The sequence below is a fragment of the Gluconacetobacter azotocaptans genome (genome assembly GCF_014174355.1).
Lineage (GTDB): Bacteria > Pseudomonadota > Alphaproteobacteria > Acetobacterales > Acetobacteraceae > Gluconacetobacter > Gluconacetobacter azotocaptans.
In genome coordinates this window covers 1-23,904 of sequence record NZ_JABEQF010000014.1, presented here as the reverse complement: position 1 = coordinate 23,904, position 23,904 = coordinate 1, and the positions used below count along the sequence as shown (strand labels likewise).

Below are 23,904 nucleotides of genomic sequence, written 5' to 3'. Positions count from 1 at the left end.
CCGGGATTGCACATTCCCCGGCGAAACGAATAACTGTCGTTGGCAAACGCGGGCCGGGGGGGTCGCGGGACGAAGGAGAACGGGAATGGGTTTACGTCGGGTGGGTCTACGAGTCCTGGGCGGCATGGCGCTGGCGGCGGGCCTGGGCGCAGGGGCGGCACGGCCCGCCCTGGCCTGGGGCGGCAACGGACATGCGATCGTCGCCGACATCGCCGAGGCCCGCCTGACCCCGGCCGCCGCCCGGCAGGTCGCCGACCTGCTGGCCCTGGAAGGGCACCAGACGATGGACCAGGTGGCGTCGTGGCCCGACACGATCGGCCATATCCCGCACGACAAGGGCGGCGCACCGGAAACGCTGCCCTGGCATTATGTCGACATCGACGTCGACGCCCCGGCCTACGCCGCCGCCGATTGCCCCGACCGCAACTGCGTGGTCGAGCGCCTGCCCGAACTGGCCCGCGTCCTGGGCGACGCGCATGCCCCGCGCGCGAAACGGCTGGTCGCCCTGAAATGGGTGGTGCATCTGGTGGGCGATCTCCACCAGCCGCTGCATGCCGCCGAACGCGACCATGACAAGGGCGGCAACATGGTCAAGGTCAGCTATTTCGGCGAAACGCGGAACGGGCACCTCAACCTCCATTCCCTGTGGGACGAGGCGATCCTGGAGCATGAAACCGGCCTGGCGACCGGGCCGCATTATTCCATCGACCTGGCCCGCGCCCGCCACGAGGCCGACCTGCTGAACGCCGCGATCACCCCCGGTCAGGCAGCGGCCTGGGCGCCGCAGGGCCTGCCCGGATCGCTGGACGCCACCGTCACCGCCTGGGCCAACGAAAGCCACGCCCTGGCGCGCGACGTGACGTATGCCGACCTGCCGAAGACGGGCAACGCGCTGGGCGACGCCTACGACCAGGCGGCGTGGCCGGTGATCCAGGTTCGTCTGGAACAGGCGGGCGTGCGGCTGGCGGACGTGCTGAACGCGGCCCTGCCGGCGCCTGTGCCCACGCTGGTCCAGCCGCGCTGACCGCAACGCAAAGGCCTCGGCCCTTGCCGGGGTCGGGCAGCGCCCGGCCTTCCCTTCCCCATTCCCCATACAACCACAAGGATCGTTCATGCCGCGCACCCGCCTTGCCGCCCTGCTGCTGGCCTCGGCCTGCCTTGCGACTCCTGCCTTCGCCGCCGACAAGCCGGCCGAGGCCCCCAAGGCCGACGCGCCGAAGCCCGACGCGGCGGAAGGCGGCCAGGCCGGCCTGCTGCCCGCCGATTCCATCACCCGGCATCGCCTGACCATCGGCGGCCGTACCATCGCCTACACCGCCCATGCCGGCACGCTGAGCCTGCGCGACGACGACGGCAAGCCGGGGGCCAAGGTCTTCTACGTCGCCTACACGCAGGACGGCGCCGCCGCGCAGAACCGGCCGGTGTCGTTCTTCTTCAACGGCGGGCCGGGCGCGGGCACGGCCTACCTCAACCTGGGCGCGGCCGGCCCGCGGATGCTGGAATTTCCCGCCGACCAGCCCACCGACGGCGGGGCGGCCCATCTGGCGGACAATCCCGACAGCTGGCTTCCGGCCACCGACATGGTGTTCATCGACGCGGTGGGCACCGGCTACAGCCGCCCCATCGACCCGCACAAGGCGGCCGCCGCCTATTACGGCGTGACCAGGGACGGCGGGGCCTTCGCCAAGGCCATCGAACTGTGGGTGGGCCAGAACGGCCGGCAGGCGTCGCCGCACTATCTGGTGGGCGAAAGCTATGGCGGCATCCGCTCGATCCAGGTCGCGTGGCAGTTGCAGCAGCAGCAGAACCTGATCGTCAACGGCATCGTCATGATCTCGCCGGCCATCCAGATGCAGTTCCTGGACACCGCCAACAACCCCGTGGCCTCGGCCATGACGCTGCCCACCTTCATCGCCGCCCATCTGGACGCGACGCACCAGTTGACGCCGGCCGCCGTGGACGACGCCTATCGCTACGCCTTCGGCCCCTATCTGACGACGCTGGCCAACACGCCGCCGCAGGGCGCGGACGCGCAGAAATTCTATGCCGAGGTCGCCCGGCGCACCGGCCTGCCCGAAGCCGTCGTCGCCAAGCAGCGCGGCGCGCTGGACCCGATGTCCCACGACGTGCGCAGCCGCGACGGGCGGTTGTACGGGCTGTACGATTTCACGCAATCCATCGCCGACCCCTACCCCGAGGGCATCGACAACAACGACAGTCCGGAAATGACCCTGTCGGGCTTCGGCCGCGCCTACGGCAACGCCTTCGCCGGCTATGCGGCGAACGAACTGGGCTTTCGCACCGAACTGACGTACGACCTGCTGAGCATGGAGGTCAACGGTGCGTGGGGCTGGGGCGACAAGGGATCGCCCATGACCGACCAGGTGGCGCTGCTGCGCAAGCTGCTGGCGCTGGACCCGGGGCTGCATATCTTCGTCGCCAACGGCTATTTCGACATGGCCTGCCCCTTCGGCACCACCCGCTGGACCCACGACCACATCCCCGTCGGCGCCGACCGCATCGGCCTGCACATATATCCCGGCGGCCACATGCTCTACACCCGCCCCGAAAGCCGCGCCGCCCTGTGGCACGATGTCGAGGGCTTCTACACCGCCGCCGCGCGTTCCAAATAACCTCCTGCCCGCCGGCTTGGCCCCCTGAACGTCAGATACGGCGGGGCGGGCAAGGTCGGGCTTTGTCCGAACCCACCAGGGCCTGAGGCCCTGGACCCCGGTCATGGATCGACAGACCGGCTTTCAATGGCTGGCAGGGGGCACCCCCCTGCTGGAACGTTTCGACCTCCCGACGCTCGCGGGCGAAGGCCCGGCCCGCCGAAGCCGGGGGGCTGGACGACGCCACCCTGCGCGTGCCGGCCGGCCCCATGACCATCCGCGAACGGCTGCTGCGGCAGGTGATGCGGGCGATGCCCGACGGCACCGACCGGCGGATCGGCGCGATGCTGATCGACGAACTGGACGCGGCAGGGCGGCTGACCGCCGACCGGGCGGAACTGGCCCGCCGCCTGAACGTCGCGCCCGAACGCATCGAGGCGGTGCGCCAGCGGCTGATGCGCTTCAACCCGGTGGGGGTGGCGGCGATGTCGCTGGCGGAATGCCTCGCGGTGCAGTTGCAGGCGCGCAACAGGTTCGACCCCGCCATGGCGGCGCTGCTGGCCAACCTGGACCTGCTGGCGCGGGGCGAGCGGAACCGGCTGCGCGCGGCCTGTGGCGTGGACGCCGACGACCTGGCCGAGATGATCGCCGAACTGCGCGCGCTGAACCCGCGCCCGTGGGCCGAGGACGCGGCCGACCCCGTCCAGACGCGCATCCCCGACCTGATCGTGCAGGAAGGCCCCAACGGCACGTGGCGCGTGGCGGCGGCGCAGGACCTGTCCCGAGACGGTCGGGCTGAACGCCGCCCTGGCCGGCCGGCTGGGAACCCTGCGCCACGAGGACGAACGCAGACGTGTCGCCGGCTGGCTGTCGGGCGCGCGCTGGCCGGTACATGCGCTGGTGCGGCGTCAGCACAGCCTGATGGTGGTGGGCGAACATATCCTGTTCCGACAGGCCGATTTCATGATGCGCGGGCCGGAGGCGCTGCGCCCGCTGACGATGCGGCGCATCGCCGACGACCGTGGCCGCCCGCGCCCACATCCGCCGCCTGATCCACGAGGAATCGCCCGACGCGGTGCTGTCCGACGCACGGATCGTCCAGGCGCTGCACCAGATCGGCTTCGCCCTGTCGCGCCGCACGGTGGTCAAATACCGCGAGGCCCTGGGCATCGGCTCGTCGTTCGAGCGCCGCAAGCTCTACCGCGCGACGGACCATCGCAGGAGGGGCCGGGTGTCGCCCGAACCCGGCAAGGACCGAGGTCCTTGCATCCCATCACATTCATAACGTCGGTGGCCTTGGGGGACGATTATGCCGTTCGCAAAAACGGCTGATTGGGCGGGAAAGCGGAATGTCAGGTTCTGGTGGAAAAAATCAAGAACCCGACATTCTGGTGGTGCCCCTTGTCGGATCATTCGTTCTCTGTCGGCACATCAGCCCTATCGGGCGTCAGTCGCGCGATAGGGACAGCCCCGCGAGAAGCAAGGCGTGCGCGGCAAGTCTGCGGGATACGAACTCAATGAAGAGCCGCACGCGCTTCGTCTTGCGTGTCTCCCCCTGCGTGAGAAGCCAGAGCGTTCCATGCCCATGCAGGTCGGTGCCAGGTACTCTCACCAGCAGCGGGTCGGCATCGCCGACGAAGCATGGCAGTTTCGTCATCCCGATCCCCTGCCGTGCTGCGACAATCTGCGCTTCAGCGTCCGGCGTCCTGAACGGAGCCCCCGTGGTGCGAACCTCTCCTTCTCGAGCCCAGCCCGGAAGTCCATCATTGTTTATGACGATCCAGCGCATCGGGTCAGGCACACCCGCACGCCAGGAGGTCAGGCGATCGCGAGACATATAGATGCTGCTGAACAAGGCAGGCCCAATCACGCCGTGAAGATTGAGTGGCAGTGTTTCCCGGTCCTGCACGATACGGATGGCGACGTCAGCTTCCCGGTTCGTCAGATTCGCGACTTCACCGGCTGGCAGGAGTTCCATCTCGATGTCCGGATGCATCCGCGCGAAATCGGCAAGATCCGGCATCAGCAGATGTGTTGCGAGGAACGGCGGTAGCGTCACGCGCAGACGTCCGCGCACGCTCTGGTCGCGACCGAAAACGCGCGTCTCCAGTTGGCGCGATGACGCTTCCATCTGGTTCGCGAACCCGAGGATCTCCTCACCCGCTGCGGTCAGGCGGTAGCCCGAGGGCAGCTTTTCGAACATATGCGCCCCGAGGTGTTTCTCGAGCTGTGCGATGCGGCGCAGCACGGTCGAGTGATTGACCCCGAGGTGGCCGGCGGCAGCCCGTACCGAGCCGCCGCGCGCGACGGCCAGGAAGTAACGAACATCGTCCCAGTCAATCATGGTGCACTCCGGCACCGCTGGGTGCGCCTTTCACAGCCCATATCCGACAGATCGTGCTTCATAACAACCCATCATTAGAGCAGATAGCAACCGGTTTTCCTCGGTTTCCAAACAGCGAGCACCGATCGTCCGACCCGACGTCCATCGGCGGTCCGGATCGATTTCGCACCACCGATATGCGCGATTGCGCACTCAACGCCTGAAGACAGCCGCCCCATTTTGATCCTCACGGGGAATGTCCCGAACAATCAGAGACGAAACCCGAAAGGAAAAGTCATGGGAAAGCTCGAAGGTAAGGTTGCAGTCATCACGGGTGGATCGAGCGGCATGGCGCTGGCGAGCGCCAGGCGGTTCGTTGAAGAAGGCGCCTATGTCTTCATCACCGGCCGAAGGCAGGAGGCGCTTGACGAGGCCGTCAGGCTGATTGGCCGGAACGTGACCGGCGTGCGCGGCGACGCGGCCAATCTCGACGACCTCGACCGCCTGTTCGACACGGTCAAGCGGGAAAAGGGCAAGATCGACGTCCTGTACGCGAGCGCCGGCACGGGCGAAGCCGTCCCGCTGGGCGAGATTACCGAGCAGCACTTCGATGCGACCTTCAACCTGAACGCGCGCGGCACGCTGTTTACGGTTCAGAAGGCGTTGCCGCTGTTCAACGATGGCGGATCGATCTTCATGACCGGGTCAGTCGCTTCGATCAAAGGTTTCCCGGGTTACAGCGTGTATGCGGCGAGCAAGGCGACGCTGCACGCTTTCGCACGCGGGTGGCTCAACGAACTGAAGGGCAGGAACATCCGGGTGAACGTGCTGCATCCCGGACCGATCGCCACACCGATGCAGGACCAGGTTCTGACCGAAGAAGCGAAGCAGATGTTTGAATCCCTGATCCCACGGGGAAAGATGGGACGCCCCGAGGAAATTGCGACTGCCGCACTGTTTCTTGCTTCAGATGATTCGAGCTTCGTGAATGGGGTGGAGTTGTCTGTCGACGGCGGCTTCTCGGCCATCTGAACGCGCGCCGGATCGCGGGAAGCGGCTGACCGGCGGAATGAGCGTGTCCATGGTGAGCGACTTCCGCGCCGCACGGTCGGCCTGCCCGCAGCATCAATATGAACACGGATTGGAAAAGCACAATGAGCTACACGATTGTCGGATTTGGCAAGATCGGTCAGGCCCTCGCCCACGCCTTCGCCCGTAAAAACATCGACGTGACCGTCGCGAGCCGCCGGCCACCTGAGGTATTAGCGCCGCAGGCCCGGGCGATTGGCCCTACGGTCGTCGCCAGGTCGCTGCGGGATGCGCTTGAGGCCGACACCATCATCCTGGCGGTCCCGTTTGAGCAGCATCGCGAAGTTGCGAAGGCCCTGCCGGACTGGAAAGGCAAGACAATCATCGACGCGATGAACTCGCTGGCTCCCCTTGAGGAGATGGACGGTCTCCTGTCCTCCGCCTTCGCCGCAAAGGCATTCACCGGCGCCAGGTTCGTGAAAGCGTTCAATCACCTGATTGCGGCCACCCTGGCGACCGATCCGGTCGTCGAGGGCGGCCACCGGGTCGTCTTTCTGTCGAGCGACGACGAGGATGCGACCGCTCCCGTGGCGGCCCTGGCCAAGCAACTCGGATTCGCCCCCGTCAAGCTGGGAAAGATCAACGAAGGTGGCGCATTGGTCCATGCACGTGGCCGCGTTTGGGGCCCGCTGATCTTCCAGGATTTGTTTAAAAAGGAGCAGTAATCGTTTTCCGGCCGGCTGATCGTATCTGTCAGGTACGAACCCCAAAATACCGGCCACCGAACCCGGCAAGGACGGCGTTCATTCACATCATGCTAACGTCTGTTCCTGAGCGGCATCTCGTTGAGAACGAGCTGGGGTGATGTACCGTCCTGCCACCCGTCGGCGCCCGGGTCGGGCCGGGGGGCCGTCCGTGCCAGATCGGCGCGGGCTTTCTTCACGGCGGCGGTGCTGATTCCAAGTTCCCTGTCCCGGCTCCGAACCAGTTCGGGCTTGAGCTGACCGTCGGCCGTGAATCCCATCATCAGTTGCGGGATGCCCCAGGGGGAGCGCGGAATTCCTGTCGACCTGTCACGTATGCCATGTTTTGCCATATGTGGAGACCAGGCCGGCGATCGCCGTATGTTCGACGGCTTGCGGAAGGCCTGGCATGACCAGTTCGCCCGCTGTCGTCTCGTGCCTGTGGCTGTGCCAGAGCGGTTTTTCCTCTTCAGGCAGAGGCTTAAAAAGGCGTTCGGAAACGATATACTCGATACCGATCAGGCGGGAATCGGATTTGTTTCCGTCGTAAATCACGCACTGGAAAAATTCTTCGTTGATGTGCGTGCAATAATGATGGGCCTCGATCTGGCGGCCCATATCGTCAGCATAAAAATGAAACCCGTTCAAACACATGTTGATCGAGCGGATGGGGCTGTCATTCTGGAGCAGATCAGCCCCCATGCCCAGCATGATGCTCTTCGTGGACTTCTTCGCCCCCGGAATATCGCCGCCATGCTCGGCGGGCTGCTGCGCATGAGCGCGTCCACACGCGCAGGACAGGAGAGCGGCGCCGGAGCCCACCAGACGGACAAAGCCCCGGCGCGCAAGAGAAGGATGACGGAGAGGCATGTCGGAATCCTCGTGTGGGCAGAGAGCGAACCCTTGCCGATGCTATTGGTTCCGCGCTGCCCCCTGAGGGGCGTTGCCGTCGCCCGTGTGTGCGCATTCCATCGGGCCGCAGGGCGCACCGGGAATGTCCCGCAGAAAGGCGGTCATTCTTCGTGAGCGGCCAGCAGCACCCGGCCCGACGCCGCGTGGTCGGGGAATGCGGCGTGCTGCCCGGCGACGTCGGTTTCCGGCAGGCTGAACTGCCTGACCAGCCCGTTGAGCCTGCCGCTTTCGTCCGCCAGGCTGCGGGAGGTCGCGTGGAACTGGTCGGCGACGGTGGTGTTCTGCTGGGTCGTCTGGTCCAGCGACCCCACGGCGGCGTTGATTTCCGCCAGGCTGGACGATTGTTCGCGGGCCGCGATGGCGATGGCGTCCAGGTGCTGGCCCATCTGGCCGATGAACGACGCGATCTTCCGCAGCGCCCTGCTGCAATCCTTGACGCGGCCCGCGCCCTCCTGCACGTCGGCGGCGGTCTGGCGGATCACCGTCCGGACATCCAGGGCGGCTTTGGCCGATTTCTGCGCCAGCGACCGCACTTCGGTGGCGACGACGGCAAAGCCCCGGCCGGCCGTCCCGGCCCGTGCGGCCTCGACGCTGGCGTTCAGCGCCAGGATATTGGTCTGGAAGGCGATGCTGTCGATCACGTCGACGATCGCGGCAATCTGCGCCGAGCCCTGTTCGATGCGGTTCATGGCCGCTTCGGCGTCGTTGGTGATGGCGGTCGACGTCGCGGCGGACTGGCGCGCCCGCGCGCCGATCTGCTGGGCGTCCTCGGACCGTTTTGCGGTATCGCCCACGCTTCGGGTGATGCCCGCCACGGCGGCCGCCGTCTGTTCCAGGGCCGCCGCCTGCGTTTCGGTGCGGCGCGCCAGGGTGTCGGCCCCGGCCGCCAGCCCGTGGGTGCCGTCGCTTATGACGTGAATGGCGCCGGACATCTGGGAAAATGTCGCGGCAAGCTGCGCCAGGGACTGGTTGAAATCATGGCGCAGGGGCTCGAACGCCTTTGAAAATTCGGTCTCGATCTGGAAGGACAGGTCGCCCCCGGCCATCCGCTTCAGGCCGGCGGCCAGGGCGCCCGTGGCCTTGCGCAGCCACTCCCGGGCCTCGGCTTCGGCTTTTTCCTGAATGGCGACCCGTTCGGCCTCGGCGTGCCGGCGCTGGATTTCGGCGTCCTGCTCCAGCTTCCGTTTTGCGATGGCGGCGGCGCGGAACACGTCCAGCGAACGGGAGATCGCGCCGATTTCATCCCCCCTGTGCGCCAGCGGAAAAGTCAGGTCCGTCTGGCCGCCGGCCAATCTGGTGATGGACACATTGATTTTCTGAAGGGGCCGCAGAATGTTGTACACCACCACAAGGACGGCAACGACCATGACAACGAACAGGGCGACATAGGCCGCATAGACCCGCCGCAGCGTCGTCCTGTAGGTCACGCCGGAATCCAGCGCATAGGACGCCGCGTTATTGATGCTGCCGTTCATGAATGACGTGAGGGTGCCGGACACTTTCTCCTGCAACTCGATCAGCTGCTGGCCTTCGTTCAGAAGGGCATGGCTCTTGTCCTGCGCGACGACCCAGTTCTTGAACGTCGTGTCGTGGTACTCTTCATATTCGGACCATTCTTCCTGAAGATTGTGGAACAGGGCCTGATCGTCGTCCGAATTGATGAAAGGCACGTAGGCGTCGATAGCATGCGCGATCTTTTCGGAAATCGCGCTGCTGTTGCTGGAAAGCGTTGCGAATTCTTCGGGCGATGACGTCGTAAGCTGCTTGATCTCGACCGCGCGGAACGTCCGGATCTGATTGTCGATCGCGGCCAGGATCTTCAGGCTGGCAAGCGACTGGTGGGCGATCTTTTCCACCCGGTCGTTGACGCGGGTCAGGCCGTTTATCGAAAACTTTCCGGAAACAATGCAGGAAACGGCAATCAATAATAAAATGATGCCCAGGGACAGTTTAATACCAGGCGAGCGCACGGGGCATCCCTTCGATTATTTTCTCGTCTTTCTGCCGATGCCGTGAACCCGATATCCGCCCCCGCACCGCGACGTAGACCACTTGCATGAGTCTATGAAATCTTCAGGGGGCCGCATAATGAAGTTTATATTTAACGGGTAGCGGTGCAGGCTGCTTTGTGCCTGTGCCCGGGACGTCCTGAAACGGACGGAGATGCAAGGGCCAAGGCCCTTGCCGGGGCCGGGCCGGGCCGGGGGCCCGGCCTTCCCCCGATGCGCCGCCTTCAGCGGGCGCGCGAGCCGATTTCGGGCAGCAGGGCGATCAGCTCCGCCGCCTCGCGCTTCGACAGGCCGGCCGCCTGCAGGTCGACCGTGCCGTCGCCGGCCAGGACCGCGCGCAGGGCGCGCAGCGCCGGGCCGGACAGCAGGGCGGCTTCCTGCATGTAGTCGCGGAAGGCCTCGAAGGTCTGGGGCACCCAGCGTTCGACCAGCGTCAGGATGGCGTCGGCATAGGCGCGGATTTCGTACTGGGCGTGGGCGTCGGCGCGCAGCCGCAGGAAATGCAGCAGGTTCCACAGATTGATCTGCCAGTAGAACTGCGTCATCACATTGACCGGCAGGGTCATGCGCGCCAGTTCGCGCGCCACCACCGGGCGCGTGGGGTCGACGACGTTGCCGGCCTCGTCCTGGTTCAGCATTTCCAGATAATGGTCGTAGCAGCGCGTGGCATCCTCGCGCAGCAGGGCCAGCACCTGTTCGGCGGCGTCGGCGGGCAGGCTGTCGCCGCGCCCCTGCTTGTTGCTGGACGACTGGCGGGCGATGTCCTCGGGCCGGGGGAAGTAGAATTCCTTCTCCAGCACCGAATAGCGCGCGGAATATTCGTTGATGCTGGCGGTGCGGTGGCGGAACCACTGCCGGGTGACGAAGATGGGCGCGCGGACGTGGAACTTGGCCACCGCCAGCTCGAACGGGCTGGTGTGCCGGTTGCGCATCAGGTAGCGGATCAGTCCCCGGTCGTCCGAGGTGCTGCGCGTGCCCTTGCCGTACGACACCCGCGCGCCCTGCACGATGCCTTCGTCGCCGCCCATATAATCGATCAGACGGACGAATCCGGTCTCCAGCACCGGCAGGGGGGTGTACAGCGCGTCCTCGGCGGCGGGGACGACGGTGCGGCGGGTCTGGGCCCAGCCGGCGCGGGCGGCGTCGATTTCCGATTGCTGGTCCGTTGAAAACATCTGCTTCCGCCTTGTCCGTGAGGTCCGAGGGGGGCGCATATCACGAAACCTCCCGCTTCGCGACCGTGGCGTGCGCCACACCGCTTGCCAACGGCGGTCGCCGACCCTATATCCCATGGTGCCGGAGGGGTTCGCCCCTTGGCTATGGCGATAAACGGCATGTGGAATAATTGTTGTGGACCCGGGGGCGGTACCCGGCGTCTCCACCAGAACGCTCTCCGCTACGACCCTTCGGGGCAGGGAGCCATGGGGACGAAACAGGCTCGACACGCATGGTAAAGACCTGCCTTTTGCCCGGTATTGTACCACCGTCATCGGGCTAAATCACAAGTGCCAACGATAACTCTGAGGTGCTCGCTGTCGCTGCATAAGTGACAAGCGCGGTTCGGGAGGGCACCGGGCAACAGAAGCCCTCCCACTTTATCGCCCGGACGTGGCATCATATCCGCTTCGTGAAGCTGATCCGCAGGTCCATCCCTTGCCAGGGGGCGGCGTTTGACGCATGGCTTGAACCTGTGGCACGGCGTGGCGCGAAGCAGCAAGGCCATCAGGCGCCGGCCGCCCGATCACGGGGGCCGGACGGTACGGAGTAGTCCGCATGTCCGACGATCACGATGAGGAAAACGGTTTCGACACCGTGATTCCCGACAGCCTCATACCCTACGACGCCTGGATCGAGGACGCGTACCGCGACGTCATGCTGCGCGCGCTGGATCATGTGGGCCGCGAGGGCCTGCCCGACGGGCATCATTTCTACATCACGTTCCTGACCGGCTGGCCGGGTGTGGAAATGCCCGCCCGCCTGCGCGCCCAGTACCCGCACGAGATCACGATCGTGCTGCAGCACCAGTTCTGGGACCTGAAGGTGGACCGCGCGGCGCAGACCGTGTCGGTCGGCCTGTCCTTCGGCGGCGTCGGGTCGATCCTGGTCATCCCCGTCCCCGCCATCACGGCCTTCGCCGACCCCCACGTCCGGCTGGCCCTGCGCTTCACGGCGCCGGAGCCGGAGGAGGAGGACGGTGAAACCACCCCGCCGGACGCCGAGGCCACCGCCCCCGCCCCGGCAGGGGACGAACCGGCCGAAACGCCGGCCTCGTCGCAGGTGGTCAGCCTTGCGGCCTTTCGGAAGAAAGGACCGGGCCAGGGCTGAACCGCACGTCATCCGGAGCGCCCGGATGCGGCCGGGCGTCCCGTGAACCGCTACCACCCGGAACCAATCCGGGGGAGACAGGCACAAGGGAGATCGTCCGTTGAATGTTTCAACCACCCCGCCGAAGCCGGCGCTCAAGCCGTTCGTCTATGGCCCCCTCTTTCCCCTGCACGACGACGACACGCCGTGGAAGAAGCTGGAGATCGAGGGGGTGCACACCACGGTCTGCGACGGGCGGACCGTGCTGCACATCCGCCCCGAGGCCCTGAGCGCGCTGGCCGCCCGCGCCTTCCACGACATCGCGCATCTGCTGCGCCCGGGCCATCTGGCGCAGCTGGCCAAGATCCTGAAGGACCCCGAGGCTTCGGACAACGACCGCTTCGTGGCGCTGGACCTGCTGAAGAACGCCTGCATCGCCGCCGGCGGCGTGCTGCCGATGTGCCAGGACACCGGCACGGCCATCGTCTACGGCAAGAAGGGCCAGCGCGTCTGGATCGACGGGAACGAGGAGGAAGCGTTCTCGCGCGGGGTGTACGACACCTATACCCGCACCAGCCTGCGCTATTCGCAGATGGCCCCGCTGTCGATGTTCGAGGAAGCGAACACCGGCACCAACCTGCCGGTGCAGTTCCATATCTCGGCCGCGCCCGGCGACTACCATGCCGAGCAGATGGACCTGATGTTCGTCGCCAAGGGCGGCGGCTCGGCCAACAAGACCTTCCTGTTCCAGGAAACCCGCGCCCTGCTGTCCAGCAAGGAAAACCTGCTGAAATGGCTGGACGTGAAGGTCCGCACGCTGGGCACCTCGGCCTGCCCGCCCTACCATCTGGCGGTGGTGATCGGCGGCATGTCGGCCGAACAGACGCTGGAGACGGTGAAGCTGGCCTCGACGCGCTGGCTGGACACCCTGCCAACCCAGGGCAGCCCCCAGGGCCACGCCTTCCGCGACCTGGAGATGGAGCAGGAGATCCTGAAGCTGACGCAGCGCCTGGGCATCGGCGCGCAGTTCGGCGGCAAGTATTTCTGCCATGACGTGCGCGTGGTGCGCCTGCCCCGCCATGGCGCGTCGCTGCCGGTGGGCATCGGCGTGTCGTGCTCGGCCGACCGGCAGGTCAAGGCGCGCATCACCGCCGACGGCTTCTTCCTGGAACAGCTGGAGGCCGACCCCGCCCGCTTCCTGCCGGAAACGACGGACGAGCATCTGGACGGCGAGGTGGTTCCGGTGGACCTGAACCAGCCGATGAGCGAAATCCGCGCCCTGCTGTCGCGCTATCCCGTCCGCACGCGCCTGTCGCTGACCGGGACCATGGTGGTGGCCCGCGACATCGCCCATGCCAAGTTCCGCGAACGGCTGGAACGCGGCGAGGGCCTGCCCGACTACCTGAAGGATCACCCGGTCTATTACGCCGGCCCGGCCAAGACGCCCGACGGGCTGCCCACCGGCTCGTTCGGCCCGACCACGGCGGGGCGCATGGACAGCTATGTGGCCATGTTGCAGGAAGCCGGCGGGTCGTTCGTCATGCTGGCCAAGGGCAACCGGTCGAAGGCCGTGCGCGAGGCCTGCCATACATACGGCGGCTTCTACCTGGGTTCGGTCGGCGGGCCGGCGGCGCGGCTGGCGAAGGACTGCATCCGCAAGGTCGAGGTTCTGGAATATCCGGAACTGGGCATGGAGGCGGTCTGGAAGATCGAGGTCGAGAATTTCCCCGCCTTCATCGTCATCGACGACAAGGGGAATGATTTCTACGATGGCCTGACGGGCTGAGGCCGGGCGATCGCGCCCTGCGGCCCGACAGCTAGGGAGATCCCTGTTCCATGCGCTTTACCGTCGATCGGCTGGACCACATCGTCATCACTGTCCGCAACCTGGAGGTTTCGGCGTCCTGGTATCAGCGGGTCCTGGGCATGGAGCGGGAGGAATACGGCCGCAACAACCGGACGGCGCTGAAATTCGGCGGCCAGAAGATCAACCTCCGCCCCCATGGGGCGGAGGGCTGGGCCACCGCCGACGACGCGCTGCCGGGCACCAACGACCTGTGCTTCATCACCGCCGTGTCCAGCGGCGACGTGATCGAGCATCTGGAAGGCTGCGGCGTCACCGTGACCGAGGGGCCGGTGGCCCGTCTGGGCGCGCTGGGGCCGATCACCTCGGTCTATTGCCAGGACCCGGACGGCAACCTGGTCGAAATCGGGTCCTATCAGGGGTAGCGCCCGCCCATGACCGGCACGCCCCCGCCTCCTTCGGCGCCCGTCGCGGCGCCGGTGGACAATCCGGCGCTCTATCCCCATCCGCAGGACCGTCCGCTGGCCGGCGCGCCGCATCCCGGCCGGCTGGTCCATCCGCGCCTGTATGCCTGCGAATGCGCGGGCACCATCATGCTGATGATCTTCGGGGTCGCCACCAACGTGCTGCTGGGGGCGGCGGCCAGCCCGGTGGGGCGGGTCCTGGCGGACTATCCCGCCCTGCAGGTCGCGTTGCAGGGGCTGTTCTTCGGCATGGGGGGCTCGATCGCGGCGCTGTCGCCCTTCGGGCGGGTCAGCGGCGGGCATGTCAGCCCGTCGGTGACCCTGGCCTTCACCCTGGCCGGCCGGCTGGCCTGGCGAGACATGATCGGCTACATGGCCGGGCAACTGGCGGGGGCCGTCATCGGCACCGGCCTGGTGGCGCTGGCGGGCCTGCTGTGGCCGCGCTGGGGCGGGTGGGCCGGCGCCACGCATTTCGCCGCCACCGTGCCCTATGACCGCGTGCCGCTGTCCTGGGCCTTCACCGGCGAGGCCTGCACCACCGCGCTGCTGATCACCGCCCTGCTGTTTACCGGCGGCCATGCCCGCCTGCGCTGGGCCACGCCGCTGCTGGCCGGGCCGCTGTTCTTCACCCTGAACCCGTTCGAGGCCTGGCTGTCGGGCGACAGCACCAATCTGGCGCGCAGCCTGGGGCCGGCGCTGTTCTCCGGCCAGTGGCAGGGGTTCTGGATCTATTGCGTGGCCCCGTTCCTGGGGGCCGCGGCGACGGTGCTGATGATGCGCCTGCAGGTATTCGGCGAAATGCACCTGCACGAAGCCCGCATCGCCCATTTCGGCCACCACGGCCGCGCCCCTTTTCTGTTGCCGTGGCGGCGCAATACCGGGGCGTGAGGCGCGTTTCCTCGGGCTTCGCCCGAACCCACCAGGGCCTGAGGCCCTGGACTCCAGACGATTGGTTTCCAAAGGCGACTGCCTTTGGCGGGGTACGGGGCAGCGCCCCGCCTAGCCGTCCTTGCCGAAAACCGCCGTCAGGCTGGCCGAGCCCAGGGAATGGCTGTGCACGAAGAAGCCCACCATCGCCCCCGATGCGTCGGACGGCAGGGTCAGGGTTTCGGTGTCCAGCGCGTGCACGGTGAAGATGTAGCGATGGGCCGGCCCCGGCGGGGGCGCCGCGCCGCCGTAGGCGTTGCCGCCAAAATCGGTGCGGGTCATCGACGCGCCTTCGGGCAGGTCGGCGTCGCCCGACCCCGCGCCGGCGGGCAGGGACGTCACGGTGGCGGGGATGTTGACCACCACCCAGTGCCACCACCCCGAGCCGGTCGGCGCGTCGGGGTCGTACAGGGTGACGACGAAGCTGCGGGTCCCTACGGGGGCGCCGCTCCAGGCCAGCGGGGGCGAGATGTTGCCGCCGCGGTAGCCCATGCCGTCGAACACCTGCGCGTCGGGCAGGCGGCCGCCTTCGGTGAAGGCGCGGCTGGTCAGCGTGAATGTCATGTCAGTGTCCTGTCGGTCGGGAAGGCGTTTTACCAGTTCTTGCTGACCAGCCAGAATTCTTCCGAGGTCAGGGTGATGACGCCGCCGCCGGCCGGCGATTCGGCCGCGGCCTCGGCCAGGGCGGCGATGCGCTGGACCATCAGGGTCTTGCGGACATGCGCCTCGGACGTCTCGGGGTTGGCTTCCAGCACGCTCAGCGCGACCTTGCAGGCTTTGGCGACGCGCGCGGCGTCCAGTGCGGCATAGGACATCGGTTCGGTTCCCGTTTCATGCCCGGGGGCGGCCCCCGGATGCGTTCGCCCCATTCTGGCGGTGGGGGCGCGCGTTGTCCAACCGTCACGCGATGCTGGCAACGGGCGGCGGGATTCCGTAAACGGGGCGTCCGATGACCGATCTTGCCTCCGATTTCGATTTCGACCTTCCGCCCGCGCTGGTGGCCGACCACCCGGCCCGCCCGCGCGATTCCGCGCGCCTGCTGGACATCCCGGTGGCGGGGCCGTTCCAGGACCGCATCGTGCGCGACCTGCCGTCGCTGCTGCGGCCGGGCGACCTGCTGGTGGCCAACGACACCGCCGTGATCCCGGCGCAACTGGACGCGCGGCGCGGCGAAGCGCGGATCGGCATCACGCTGGACCGCATCCTGCCCGACGGCACCTGGCACGCCCTGGCCCGCAACGCGCGCCGGTTGCGGGCGGGCGACGTGCTGACCTTCGCCGGGGTGGAGACGACGGCCGGCATCGTGTCGCGCGATGCCGAAGGCGGCGTGATCCTGCGGTTCGACGCCGAGGGCCCGGCCTTCGATGCGTTCCTGCAGACGGCCGGCGCCCTGGCCCTGCCGCCCTATATCGCGCGGCCCGACGGCCCGACCGAGGCCGACCGCGACGATTACCGCACCATCTTTTCCGAACATCGCGGCGCGGTGGCGGCGCCCACGGCGGGGCTGCATTTCACGCCCGGCCTGCTGGCGGCGCTGGACGCGGCGGGGGTGGCGCGGCGGACGCTGACCCTGCATGTGGGCGCGGGGACGTTCCTGCCGATGCGGGGCGACAGCATCGCCGCCCACCGCATGCATGCCGAACGGGGCGTCATCACCGCCGAAACGGCGGCGGCCATCAACGCCACCCGCGCCGCCGGCGGGCGCATCGTCGCGGTCGGCACCACGACCCTGCGCCTGCTGGAAAGCGCCGCCGAGCCGGACGGCACAATCCGGCCCTTCGACGGCGACACCGCCATCTTCATCCGTCCGGGCTACCGCTTCCGGGCGGTGGACATGCTGATGACCAATTTCCACCTGCCGCGCTCGACCCTGTTCATGCTGGTCTGCGCGTTCGCCGGATACCAGAGAATGCGTGACGCCTACGCCCATGCCGTCGCCGACGGCTATCGGTTCTATTCCTACGGCGACGCCTGCCTGCTGCACCGCGCCCCCTGCCCCGGCGCGCCGGCATGAGCACCGCGTTCCGCTGGGTGGCGCAGGCCCGCGCCGGACGCGCCCGCGCCGGGCACCTGCACACCGCCCATGGCGTCGTGCCCACGCCCACCTTCATGCCCGTCGGCACCGTCGGCACGGTGAAGGCGATGACGATGGACGCCGTGCGCTCCACCGGGGCGGGGATCGTGCTGGGCAACACCTACCATCTGATGCTGCGTCCGGGGGCCGAGCGCGTGCGCGCCCAGGGCGGGCTGCACCGGTTCATGGACTGGCCCGGCCCCATCCTGACCGATTCCGGCGGGTTCCAGGTCATGTCGCTGGGCGCGCTGCGCAAGCTGGACCAGGACGGAGTGACGTTCAATTCGCACATCGACGGGTCGAAGCACCGGCTGACGCCGGAACGCTCGACCGACATCCAGAACGCGCTGGATGCCACCATCACCATGTGTTTCGACGAATGCCCGGCCCTGCCCGCGCCGACCGAGACCATCGCGCAGTCGATGCGCCTGTCGATGCGCTGGGCCGCGCGCTGCCGCGAAGCCTTCGTGCCGCGCCCGGGCTATGCCCAGTACGGCATCATCCAGGGCGGGACCGAGCCCGAACTGCGGGCCGAAAGCGTCCGCGCCCTGACCGATATCGGTTTCGAGGGCTATGCCATCGGCGGCCTGGCGGTCGGCGAGGGGCAGGCGCTGATGTTCGCGACGCTGGATTCGACGGTGCCGCTGATCCCGCAGGACCATCCGCGCTACCTGATGGGCGTCGGCACGCCCGACGATTTGCTGGGGGCGGTGGAACGCGGTGTCGACATGTTCGACTGCGTGATGCCCACCCGGGCGGGGCGCACCGCGCGCGCCTATACCGAACGCGGGACGCTGAACCTGCGCAACGCCCGCCATGCCGACGACCTGCGCCCGATCTCGCCGCATTGCGACTGCCTGGCCTGCACCCGCCACAGCCGCGCCTACCTGCATCACCTGTTCCGCGCGAACGAGATGCTGGGGCCGATGCTACTGACCTGGCACAACATCGCCTATTACCAGCGCCTGATGCGCGGCATCCGCGCCGCCATCGTCGAGGGCACGCTGGACGCGCACGGCGCATGGCTGCGCGCCCAGTGGGCGATGGACGACTGGTCGCCGGACGAGATGCCGCCCCCCGACATTCCCCCGGTTCCCTGACCCATGGCGGACCTCTCGCCCGACGCGGCCCTGGCCCTGCGTGAGCGGATCGGCGACCGCGCGCTGGCGCTGGGGTTCGACGCGGTGGGGTTCTGCGACGCCGCGCTGGGGGACGAGGCCCGGACCCGCCTGGCCGATTTCCTGGCGGCCGGGCATCACGGGTCGATGGGCTGGCTGGCCGACCGCACCGCCCAGCGCGGCGACCCGCGCGCCCTGTGGCCGGCGGCACGCAGCGTGATTGCGCTGGGCCTGTCCTATGCGCCCGGCGACGACCCGCTGGCGACGGTGGGCCGGCCCGACCGGGGGAACATCTCGGTCTATGCCCGCAACCGCGACTACCATGACGTGGTGAAGGGGATGCTGAAGCACCTGGCCCAGTTCGTCGTGGCCGAGGGCGCCCGCGCCGCCGCCCGGGACGCCGGGCCGGGCGCGGCCGTGCCCGAGGTGAAGGTGTTCGTCGACACCGCCCCGGTGATGGAAAAGCCGCTGGCCGAACGGGCCGGGCTGGGTTGGCAGGGCAAGCATACCAACCTGGTGTCGCGGCGGCACGGAAGCTGGCTGTTCCTGGGCGAGGTCTACACCACCCTGGCGCTGCCGCGCTCCGCCCCGTCGGGCGGGGGGTGCGGCACCTGCCGGCGCTGCCTGGACGCCTGCCCCACCGGGGCGTTTCCCGAACCGTGGCGGATGGATGCGCGCCGCTGCCTGTCCTATCTGACGATCGAGAACCCCGGCCCCATCCCCGAGGAATTCCGCGCCCCGATGGGCAACCGGATCTATGGCTGCGACGACTGTCTGGCGGTGTGCCCGTGGAACCGCTTCGCCACGCAGTCGCGCCAGATGAAGCTGCTGGCGCGCGACGAACTGACCGCCCCCCGCCTAGCCGAACTGGCGGGTCTGGACGATGCCGCGTTCCGTGCCCTGTTCGCGGGGTCGCCGGTCAAGCGGATCGGCCGCGACCGATTCGTGCGGAACGTGCTGGTCGCCATCGGCAATTCGGGCCTGACGGCATTGCGGCCCACGGCGCAGGCGCTGTGCAACGACGCCGACCCCGTGGTGGCCGAGGCCGCGCGCTGGGCCGTCGGGCGGCTGCCGGCATGACCGGCGGACCGGCCTTCCGCCTGCCCGGCGGCCGGGCGCTGGCCAAGCGCAGCCTGGTCCTGTCCGGCCATCGCACCAGCGTGGCGCTGGAGCCCGAATTCTGGACGGCGCTGGAGGCCATGGCCCAGGCGCACGGCCTGGGCCTGCCGGCGCTGATCGCCCGAATCGACGCAGCCCGCGACCCCACCCGCCCCTTGGCCTCGGCCCTGCGGGTGGCGGCCCTGCTGGAGGCCCGGGCGCAGACCGGGGCAACCTTGGAAGGTGATTTGGGTTGAAGGGCCGTGCGTGCTAAGCAGGGGCCATGGCGATCTGGGGAAAGCTGTTCGGCAGTGTGGCGGGGTTTGCGGTCGGCGGGCCGGTCGGCGGCCTGCTGGGCGCCGTGCTGGGCCATGCGGCCGATAACGGATCGATCCTGCAAACGCCGGTAGGTGGCTGGACCGATCGCTGGGCGCCGCGCGGCAACGCCGACCCCAACGGGGCAGCGGCCTTCGTGGCCGCCAAGCTGGCCGCCGTGATGGGCAAGCGCGAACAGCTTTACGGCCTGGTCATCGTGATTCTCTCGGCCAAGCTGGCCAAGTGCGACGGGCCGGTGAACCGGTCGGAAATCGACGCCTTCAAGCGCCGCTTTCAGGTGCCCGCCGACAATGCAAAGGAGGTCGGGCGCCTGTTCGACCATGCCCGGCAGCGCGTGGACGATTACGAAGCCTTCGCCCTCGAACTGGGCCGCGCCTTCCCCGACCGCCCCGAAATGCTGGAAGACGCCCTGGGCGCCCTGTTCGCCATCGCCCGCGCCGACGTGGGGCCGGAAGGCGAGCTGCACCCGGCGGAACTTCAGTTCCTGCGGCGGGTGCATCGCGCCTTCGGGCTGAGCGCCGGCGGCTGGGACCGCGCCGAGCACGGCGGTGCCCGCCCCGGCGTCAGCGAAATCGACGCCTACACTGTACTGGGCATCGCCCGCACCGCCACCGACAGCGAAGTCCGCGTCACATGGCGCCGCCTGGTGCGCGAACACCACCCCGACGCCATGGCCGCCCGCGGCGCCACCCCGCGCGAAGTGGACGCCGCCGCCGGCCGCATTGCCCAGATCAACGCCGCGTGGGACAGGATCAAGCGCGACCGGCGGTTGTGAGGGGCTGCGTTTAAAACGGTTCCGTCGGCGATCCGACGCCGAGGCTGGGCAACACACGCCGGGCTTACCACTTCGCGACATTCTCCCCCTTTGAAACAGCCTCTACGTCGCAAGGTCAGCTCGGGCTCTGCCCGAACCCGGCAAGGGCCTCGGCCCTTGCATCCCATTCGTTTCATAAAGTCCTGGGTTTCCAAAGTTCCCTGCCCTTTGGAGGTCAAGGACAAGGCCACATGTGCGCAACGATGATAATTTTTCCTTGGCGATTCCACCGGTGCAAACGCGGATGATTGGGTGAGGTGCTGCCGGTCCGTTAGGAAATGAGATTGCGAGGAACCGGACATTCGAGACGCATCGTAATTTGGCCGGTGGCAGTCGGTCCGCTTTCGGGCACGAAATTCTCAGTAGCGGACGTTGGCATCAGATGCCTGCCGGCAGCTTTCGCCCTCATGTCGGACATAGGTGCCTAGGAGAGTTCTCCGCATAGCAGACATAAGCATCACAATCTCTTTACCGCCGAGTTGAACAATAAGGAGCAAGAACGCTTTTGGATGTGTAGTCGCACAAAACGGATATTGACATGCAGAAATGTTGAGGACCGACCTTCGACAAGGTCTTTATCCTTGGGTCCGAGCATTACATAATCGGCCGTTCATGCATGTCGAAGTCATCTGGACTGCGTCGACCAAAGCTTCTCGACATCTCTATGAGAAGATATAGTGTTATTTGGAAATAAAATCAAATTTAGGAGCTGGGATCTATGGAGCGAAACTCTTTGGATGAGTTGGCAAGGCGTCTCGACCTAGCTCGCAAGGGCGGTGGTATTCTGTTTTGCGGCGCTGGGTTTTCTGCAGATTGTCTGAATTTCAAGCCTGATGAAACACTCGGCACGGGTGCACAACTGCTAGACCTCTTTAATACCGCACTCCATCAGACCCCCCCATACAAAGATCTGCAAAATGCCGCAGATGCACTACAGGAGAAGATTGCCGACAACGGCATGATGACGCTTCTAAAAGAGCAATTCACGGTTTCTGACTCGACCGGTGATATGACCGATCTGTTGCGCTATCCTTGGCAAGTGGTCTACACGACAAATTACGATAATGCGCTCGAAATTGCGGCGCAGGCCGCGCACAGACAGGTCGACCCTCTCAACAACACCGATGATCCCAAAACGGCCACGACAAACCTCGAAATTATCCATCTGCACGGCTATGTGCGGAAATGGGACATACATAACTTTCGCGAAAGCTGCGTACTCGGTGCCGAAAGCTACTCGAAGCTCACCCATGTAAAGAACTGGCTTGAACGTTTCCGCCGTGACATTGATCAGGCCCAGATAGTGGTTTTTGTCGGGTTCAATGCTGGCGATTTTCATCTTAACCAGGCGATCAACGACCTGACAGGTTTACGTGCCAAGGCCTTCTTCATCAATCGCCCGACTGCCGAAGCCAACCCTGATGTTGTAGCAGCTCAAAAGCGGCTTGGCACCCCTCTTTTCATCGGTAGGATCGGGCTTGCCACCACCATCAAGCAGCTTTTAGCCAAAAAAACACCGAAAGAGCCACACCTTACCAGTTTCGTGAAGTACACACCTCCGGATCCCGCTGCAACGGTTCCCACGCGAGCGCAGATCGAAGACTTGTTTCTCTATGGTAAGATCGAGCCCTCACAACTCGCGCGGGACGCATCCAACGATATATCAGAGTACCACATACAACGCAGCGCCATCAAACAAACACTTGATTCTATCACATGTGATACCCGAATCGTACTTTATGATGGTTACGCTTGTGATGGTAAGTCCATACTTACAACCGATCTTGCCTATCGCCTATCAGGCGCAAGACCTGTCTACCGGCTGCGCCAAGCTTATGAGAACATACTTAACGAAATCGCAGAAATTCTTAGCTACGTACCGAACGCCGCACTGATCATTGAGAACTGCTTTGATCTGCCGAGGGAACGGCTTGTGAGCATCGCACGTCAGTTTGATGGTCAAGACGGCGTTCTGATATTAACAAGCCGGGCCGTGGCGCTAGATGCCAGCCCTGATAGCCTCAAGTCGCTTCTCGACTTCCGCAGTTTTCAGAAAATTACTTTGGCCAGTCTCTCTCAGAGTGAAGCGCGCGATCTGAGCGACTTGGCCGATCAAATCGCCGGATGGCGTGATTTTCATAAGCTTGATCAAGATGCGCGGCTTCGTTTCATCAACGATACTTGTCAGGCGAGCCTACCGCATTTCCTCTTGAGGTTACTTCAGTCGGATTACGTTTCCGAACGGTATCGAGAAGAATTCAACAAGCTATCACTTAATAAATCTGAACGCGAAGCGATTATTGCCGCACTCTATGTCACCAATATCGGCGAAAATGCACCGCTTACCTTCTTATCCAATGTGATGGAAATAGACTATGGTGCGCTCATCGACAGGATCAATGCGAGGGCCGGTGATGGCGCTTTTCGCCTCATCCGCCGGAACGCCGGAATTATCGAAACAATACCCTCAATCGGGGCTCAGAACATTCTTCAAAATTTGTTCGACGACATCGAAATCGTTGATACCATAGTCTTCGTGCTGAAAAACCTTGCCTCAGTCAGTCGCAATTCTTTCGAGCAGCGCATGTTCGAACAACTGATGCGTTTTTCCATCCTTTCCAAGGTCGTCGCTGATAGCGACGCAATTGACAGGTTCTTCGAACATAACAAGCAGGAACTGCAAATCAGACGAAGGCCACTTTTCTGGCTTCAATGGCACATGGCCAAATGCGAGGTCGACGCCTTTAATGACGCGGAAAAGTTTCTCGAGCAGGGATATAGTGAAGCCTCTGAAATCGAACGCCGCACCAGAACGACTTACGACCGTCGTCAACTCAACGACCGGCGCGCAAAATTTCTAATGATGCGAGCGGCAAAAACCACCCGTACCACAGCCGACCTATTTAGAGATTTCAAAGAAGCAGTTACCCTTACTGACAAGATTCTACGCCAAAACGACCCACAGCACTATCCTTTCGAGACTCTCGCAGAGATCGTGCGAACGTATAATCTGGTAAGTGTCCGCTTGGACAGTGGGCATAAATTCCAGATCAATAGCTGGCTAGAGTCACTCGTAAACTATGGCCGCGAGCGAATTGGCGTGCTGGTATCCGGATATCAAAAGGACAAGGCTCAATCGGCGCTCGATAATGTTGCCATATGATAGTGAGAGATCGAATAAGAGATGGAAACAGCATTTCGTCTGCATCTGCGACTAGAGACCGTTCTAGAGCATAATCTGATCTAATTGAGTCGTTTTTGGATTCCCATATTGGTCAAAATCTGATTCATCCTGATTGCCGGGATGGGGGCCGGCGATCATGACCCGAGCACTATC

Annotated in this window: 22 protein-coding genes, 1 other RNA gene and 1 pseudogene; 17 read left to right on the top strand and 7 right to left on the bottom strand. The window is 65.5% G+C overall.

The features are described from left to right. Window positions 1–85 precede the first annotated feature (85 nt). The 4 genes and pseudogenes from HLH34_RS14980 (at window position 86) to HLH34_RS19675 (ending at window position 3,897) form a co-directional block, all read left to right on the top strand. Window positions 86–1,024: a S1/P1 nuclease gene (locus tag HLH34_RS14980; protein ID WP_240161944.1), complete on the top strand. Its 939-nt coding sequence runs from the start codon at window positions 86–88 to the stop codon at window positions 1,022–1,024. An 88-nt stretch (window positions 1,025–1,112) separates the two neighbouring features. Then, window positions 1,113–2,633, top strand: coding sequence for a S10 family peptidase (locus HLH34_RS14975; protein ID WP_183120384.1), 1,521 nt, complete (start codon window positions 1,113–1,115; stop codon window positions 2,631–2,633). 248 nt (window positions 2,634–2,881) lie between these two features. Further along, window positions 2,882–3,373 (top strand): annotated as a pseudogene (locus HLH34_RS19830) (RNA polymerase factor sigma-54); the annotation flags it as partial. 260 nt (window positions 3,374–3,633) lie between these two features. Further along, window positions 3,634–3,897 carry an RNA polymerase factor sigma-54 gene (locus tag HLH34_RS19675; RefSeq protein ID WP_183120382.1) on the top strand — a complete coding sequence of 88 codons (264 nt, stop codon included), beginning with the start codon at window positions 3,634–3,636 and terminating at the stop codon, window positions 3,895–3,897. Window positions 3,898–4,059: 162 nt separating this feature from the next. Here the strand turns inward: HLH34_RS19675 and HLH34_RS14960 are convergent, their stop codons facing one another. Then, window positions 4,060–4,956 (bottom strand): LysR family transcriptional regulator, encoded by an 897-nt coding sequence (locus tag HLH34_RS14960; RefSeq protein ID WP_183120381.1) that lies wholly within the window; start codon window positions 4,954–4,956, stop codon window positions 4,060–4,062. A 276-nt stretch (window positions 4,957–5,232) separates the two neighbouring features. Here HLH34_RS14960 and HLH34_RS14955 point away from each other — a divergent pair, with 276 nt between their 5' ends. After that, complete coding sequence (locus tag HLH34_RS14955) at window positions 5,233–5,967, top strand: SDR family NAD(P)-dependent oxidoreductase (protein ID WP_183120380.1); 735 nt, start codon at window positions 5,233–5,235, stop codon at window positions 5,965–5,967. Between the two features lie 122 nt (window positions 5,968–6,089). Continuing rightward, a complete protein-coding gene (locus HLH34_RS14950) occupies window positions 6,090–6,689 on the top strand; it encodes an NADPH-dependent F420 reductase (RefSeq protein WP_183120379.1) in 600 nt (199 codons plus the stop codon). Between the two features lie 92 nt (window positions 6,690–6,781). Here the strand turns inward: HLH34_RS14950 and HLH34_RS19670 are convergent, their stop codons facing one another. The 4 genes from HLH34_RS19670 to thyX all read right to left on the bottom strand — a co-directional run bounded on the left by HLH34_RS19670 (window position 6,782) and on the right by thyX (window position 10,803). Continuing rightward, window positions 6,782–6,991: a hypothetical protein gene (locus HLH34_RS19670; RefSeq protein ID WP_264784132.1), complete on the bottom strand. Its 210-nt coding sequence runs from the start codon at window positions 6,989–6,991 to the stop codon at window positions 6,782–6,784. 46 nt (window positions 6,992–7,037) lie between these two features. After that, window positions 7,038–7,577, bottom strand: a complete 540-nt coding sequence (locus tag HLH34_RS19665; RefSeq protein ID WP_264784133.1) for an OBAP family protein — start codon at window positions 7,575–7,577, stop codon at window positions 7,038–7,040. 143 nt (window positions 7,578–7,720) lie between these two features. Further along, the gene (locus HLH34_RS14940; RefSeq protein WP_183120378.1) at window positions 7,721–9,589 is read right to left on the bottom strand and encodes a HAMP domain-containing methyl-accepting chemotaxis protein; all 1,869 of its coding nucleotides are present in this window, start codon (window positions 9,587–9,589) and stop codon (window positions 7,721–7,723) included. A 263-nt stretch (window positions 9,590–9,852) separates the two neighbouring features. Then, window positions 9,853–10,803, bottom strand: coding sequence for an FAD-dependent thymidylate synthase (gene thyX, locus HLH34_RS14935; RefSeq protein WP_183120377.1), 951 nt, complete (start codon window positions 10,801–10,803; stop codon window positions 9,853–9,855). 80 nt (window positions 10,804–10,883) lie between these two features. Between thyX and ssrA the strand changes: the two genes are divergently transcribed. The 5 genes from ssrA to HLH34_RS14910 all read left to right on the top strand — a co-directional run bounded on the left by ssrA (window position 10,884) and on the right by HLH34_RS14910 (window position 15,088). Further along, window positions 10,884–11,223: a transfer-messenger RNA gene (gene ssrA, locus HLH34_RS14930) on the top strand. 178 nt (window positions 11,224–11,401) lie between these two features. Then, entirely contained in the window at window positions 11,402–11,953 is a 552-nt protein-coding gene (locus HLH34_RS14925; RefSeq protein WP_183120376.1) for an SspB family protein, read from the top strand. A 100-nt stretch (window positions 11,954–12,053) separates the two neighbouring features. Then, window positions 12,054–13,718, top strand: a complete 1,665-nt coding sequence (locus HLH34_RS14920) for a fumarate hydratase (RefSeq protein WP_183120375.1) — start codon at window positions 12,054–12,056, stop codon at window positions 13,716–13,718. Between the two features lie 50 nt (window positions 13,719–13,768). Then, window positions 13,769–14,161 (top strand): VOC family protein, encoded by a 393-nt coding sequence (locus HLH34_RS14915; RefSeq protein WP_183120374.1) that lies wholly within the window; start codon window positions 13,769–13,771, stop codon window positions 14,159–14,161. Between the two features lie 9 nt (window positions 14,162–14,170). After that, window positions 14,171–15,088 carry an MIP/aquaporin family protein gene (locus HLH34_RS14910; protein WP_183120373.1) on the top strand — a complete coding sequence of 306 codons (918 nt, stop codon included), beginning with the start codon at window positions 14,171–14,173 and terminating at the stop codon, window positions 15,086–15,088. A 111-nt stretch (window positions 15,089–15,199) separates the two neighbouring features. Here the strand turns inward: HLH34_RS14910 and HLH34_RS14905 are convergent, their stop codons facing one another. After that, a complete protein-coding gene (locus HLH34_RS14905) occupies window positions 15,200–15,691 on the bottom strand; it encodes a kinase inhibitor (protein WP_183120372.1) in 492 nt (163 codons plus the stop codon). A 29-nt stretch (window positions 15,692–15,720) separates the two neighbouring features. Further along, the gene (locus HLH34_RS14900; RefSeq protein WP_183120371.1) at window positions 15,721–15,942 is read right to left on the bottom strand and encodes a hypothetical protein; all 222 of its coding nucleotides are present in this window, start codon (window positions 15,940–15,942) and stop codon (window positions 15,721–15,723) included. 134 nt (window positions 15,943–16,076) lie between these two features. Between HLH34_RS14900 and queA the strand changes: the two genes are divergently transcribed. The 6 genes from queA to HLH34_RS14870 all read left to right on the top strand — a co-directional run bounded on the left by queA (window position 16,077) and on the right by HLH34_RS14870 (window position 23,730). After that, window positions 16,077–17,141, top strand: coding sequence for a tRNA preQ1(34) S-adenosylmethionine ribosyltransferase-isomerase QueA (queA, locus tag HLH34_RS14895; RefSeq protein ID WP_183120370.1), 1,065 nt, complete (start codon window positions 16,077–16,079; stop codon window positions 17,139–17,141). Then, the gene (gene tgt, locus HLH34_RS14890; protein WP_183120369.1) at window positions 17,138–18,301 is read left to right on the top strand and encodes a tRNA guanosine(34) transglycosylase Tgt; all 1,164 of its coding nucleotides are present in this window, start codon (window positions 17,138–17,140) and stop codon (window positions 18,299–18,301) included. The genes queA and tgt overlap by 4 nt, the downstream gene beginning before the upstream one ends. A gap of 3 nt (window positions 18,302–18,304) precedes the next feature. Beyond that, a complete protein-coding gene (queG, locus tag HLH34_RS14885; protein WP_183120368.1) occupies window positions 18,305–19,399 on the top strand; it encodes a tRNA epoxyqueuosine(34) reductase QueG in 1,095 nt (364 codons plus the stop codon). Further along, window positions 19,396–19,674 carry a ribbon-helix-helix domain-containing protein gene (locus tag HLH34_RS14880; protein WP_183120367.1) on the top strand — a complete coding sequence of 93 codons (279 nt, stop codon included), beginning with the start codon at window positions 19,396–19,398 and terminating at the stop codon, window positions 19,672–19,674. The genes queG and HLH34_RS14880 overlap by 4 nt, the downstream gene beginning before the upstream one ends. Window positions 19,675–19,700: 26 nt before the next feature. After that, window positions 19,701–20,528: a TerB family tellurite resistance protein gene (locus HLH34_RS14875; protein WP_183120366.1), complete on the top strand. Its 828-nt coding sequence runs from the start codon at window positions 19,701–19,703 to the stop codon at window positions 20,526–20,528. Window positions 20,529–21,285: 757 nt separating this feature from the next. After that, window positions 21,286–23,730, top strand: a complete 2,445-nt coding sequence (locus HLH34_RS14870) for an SIR2 family protein (RefSeq protein ID WP_183120365.1) — start codon at window positions 21,286–21,288, stop codon at window positions 23,728–23,730. Window positions 23,731–23,904 lie beyond the last annotated feature (174 nt).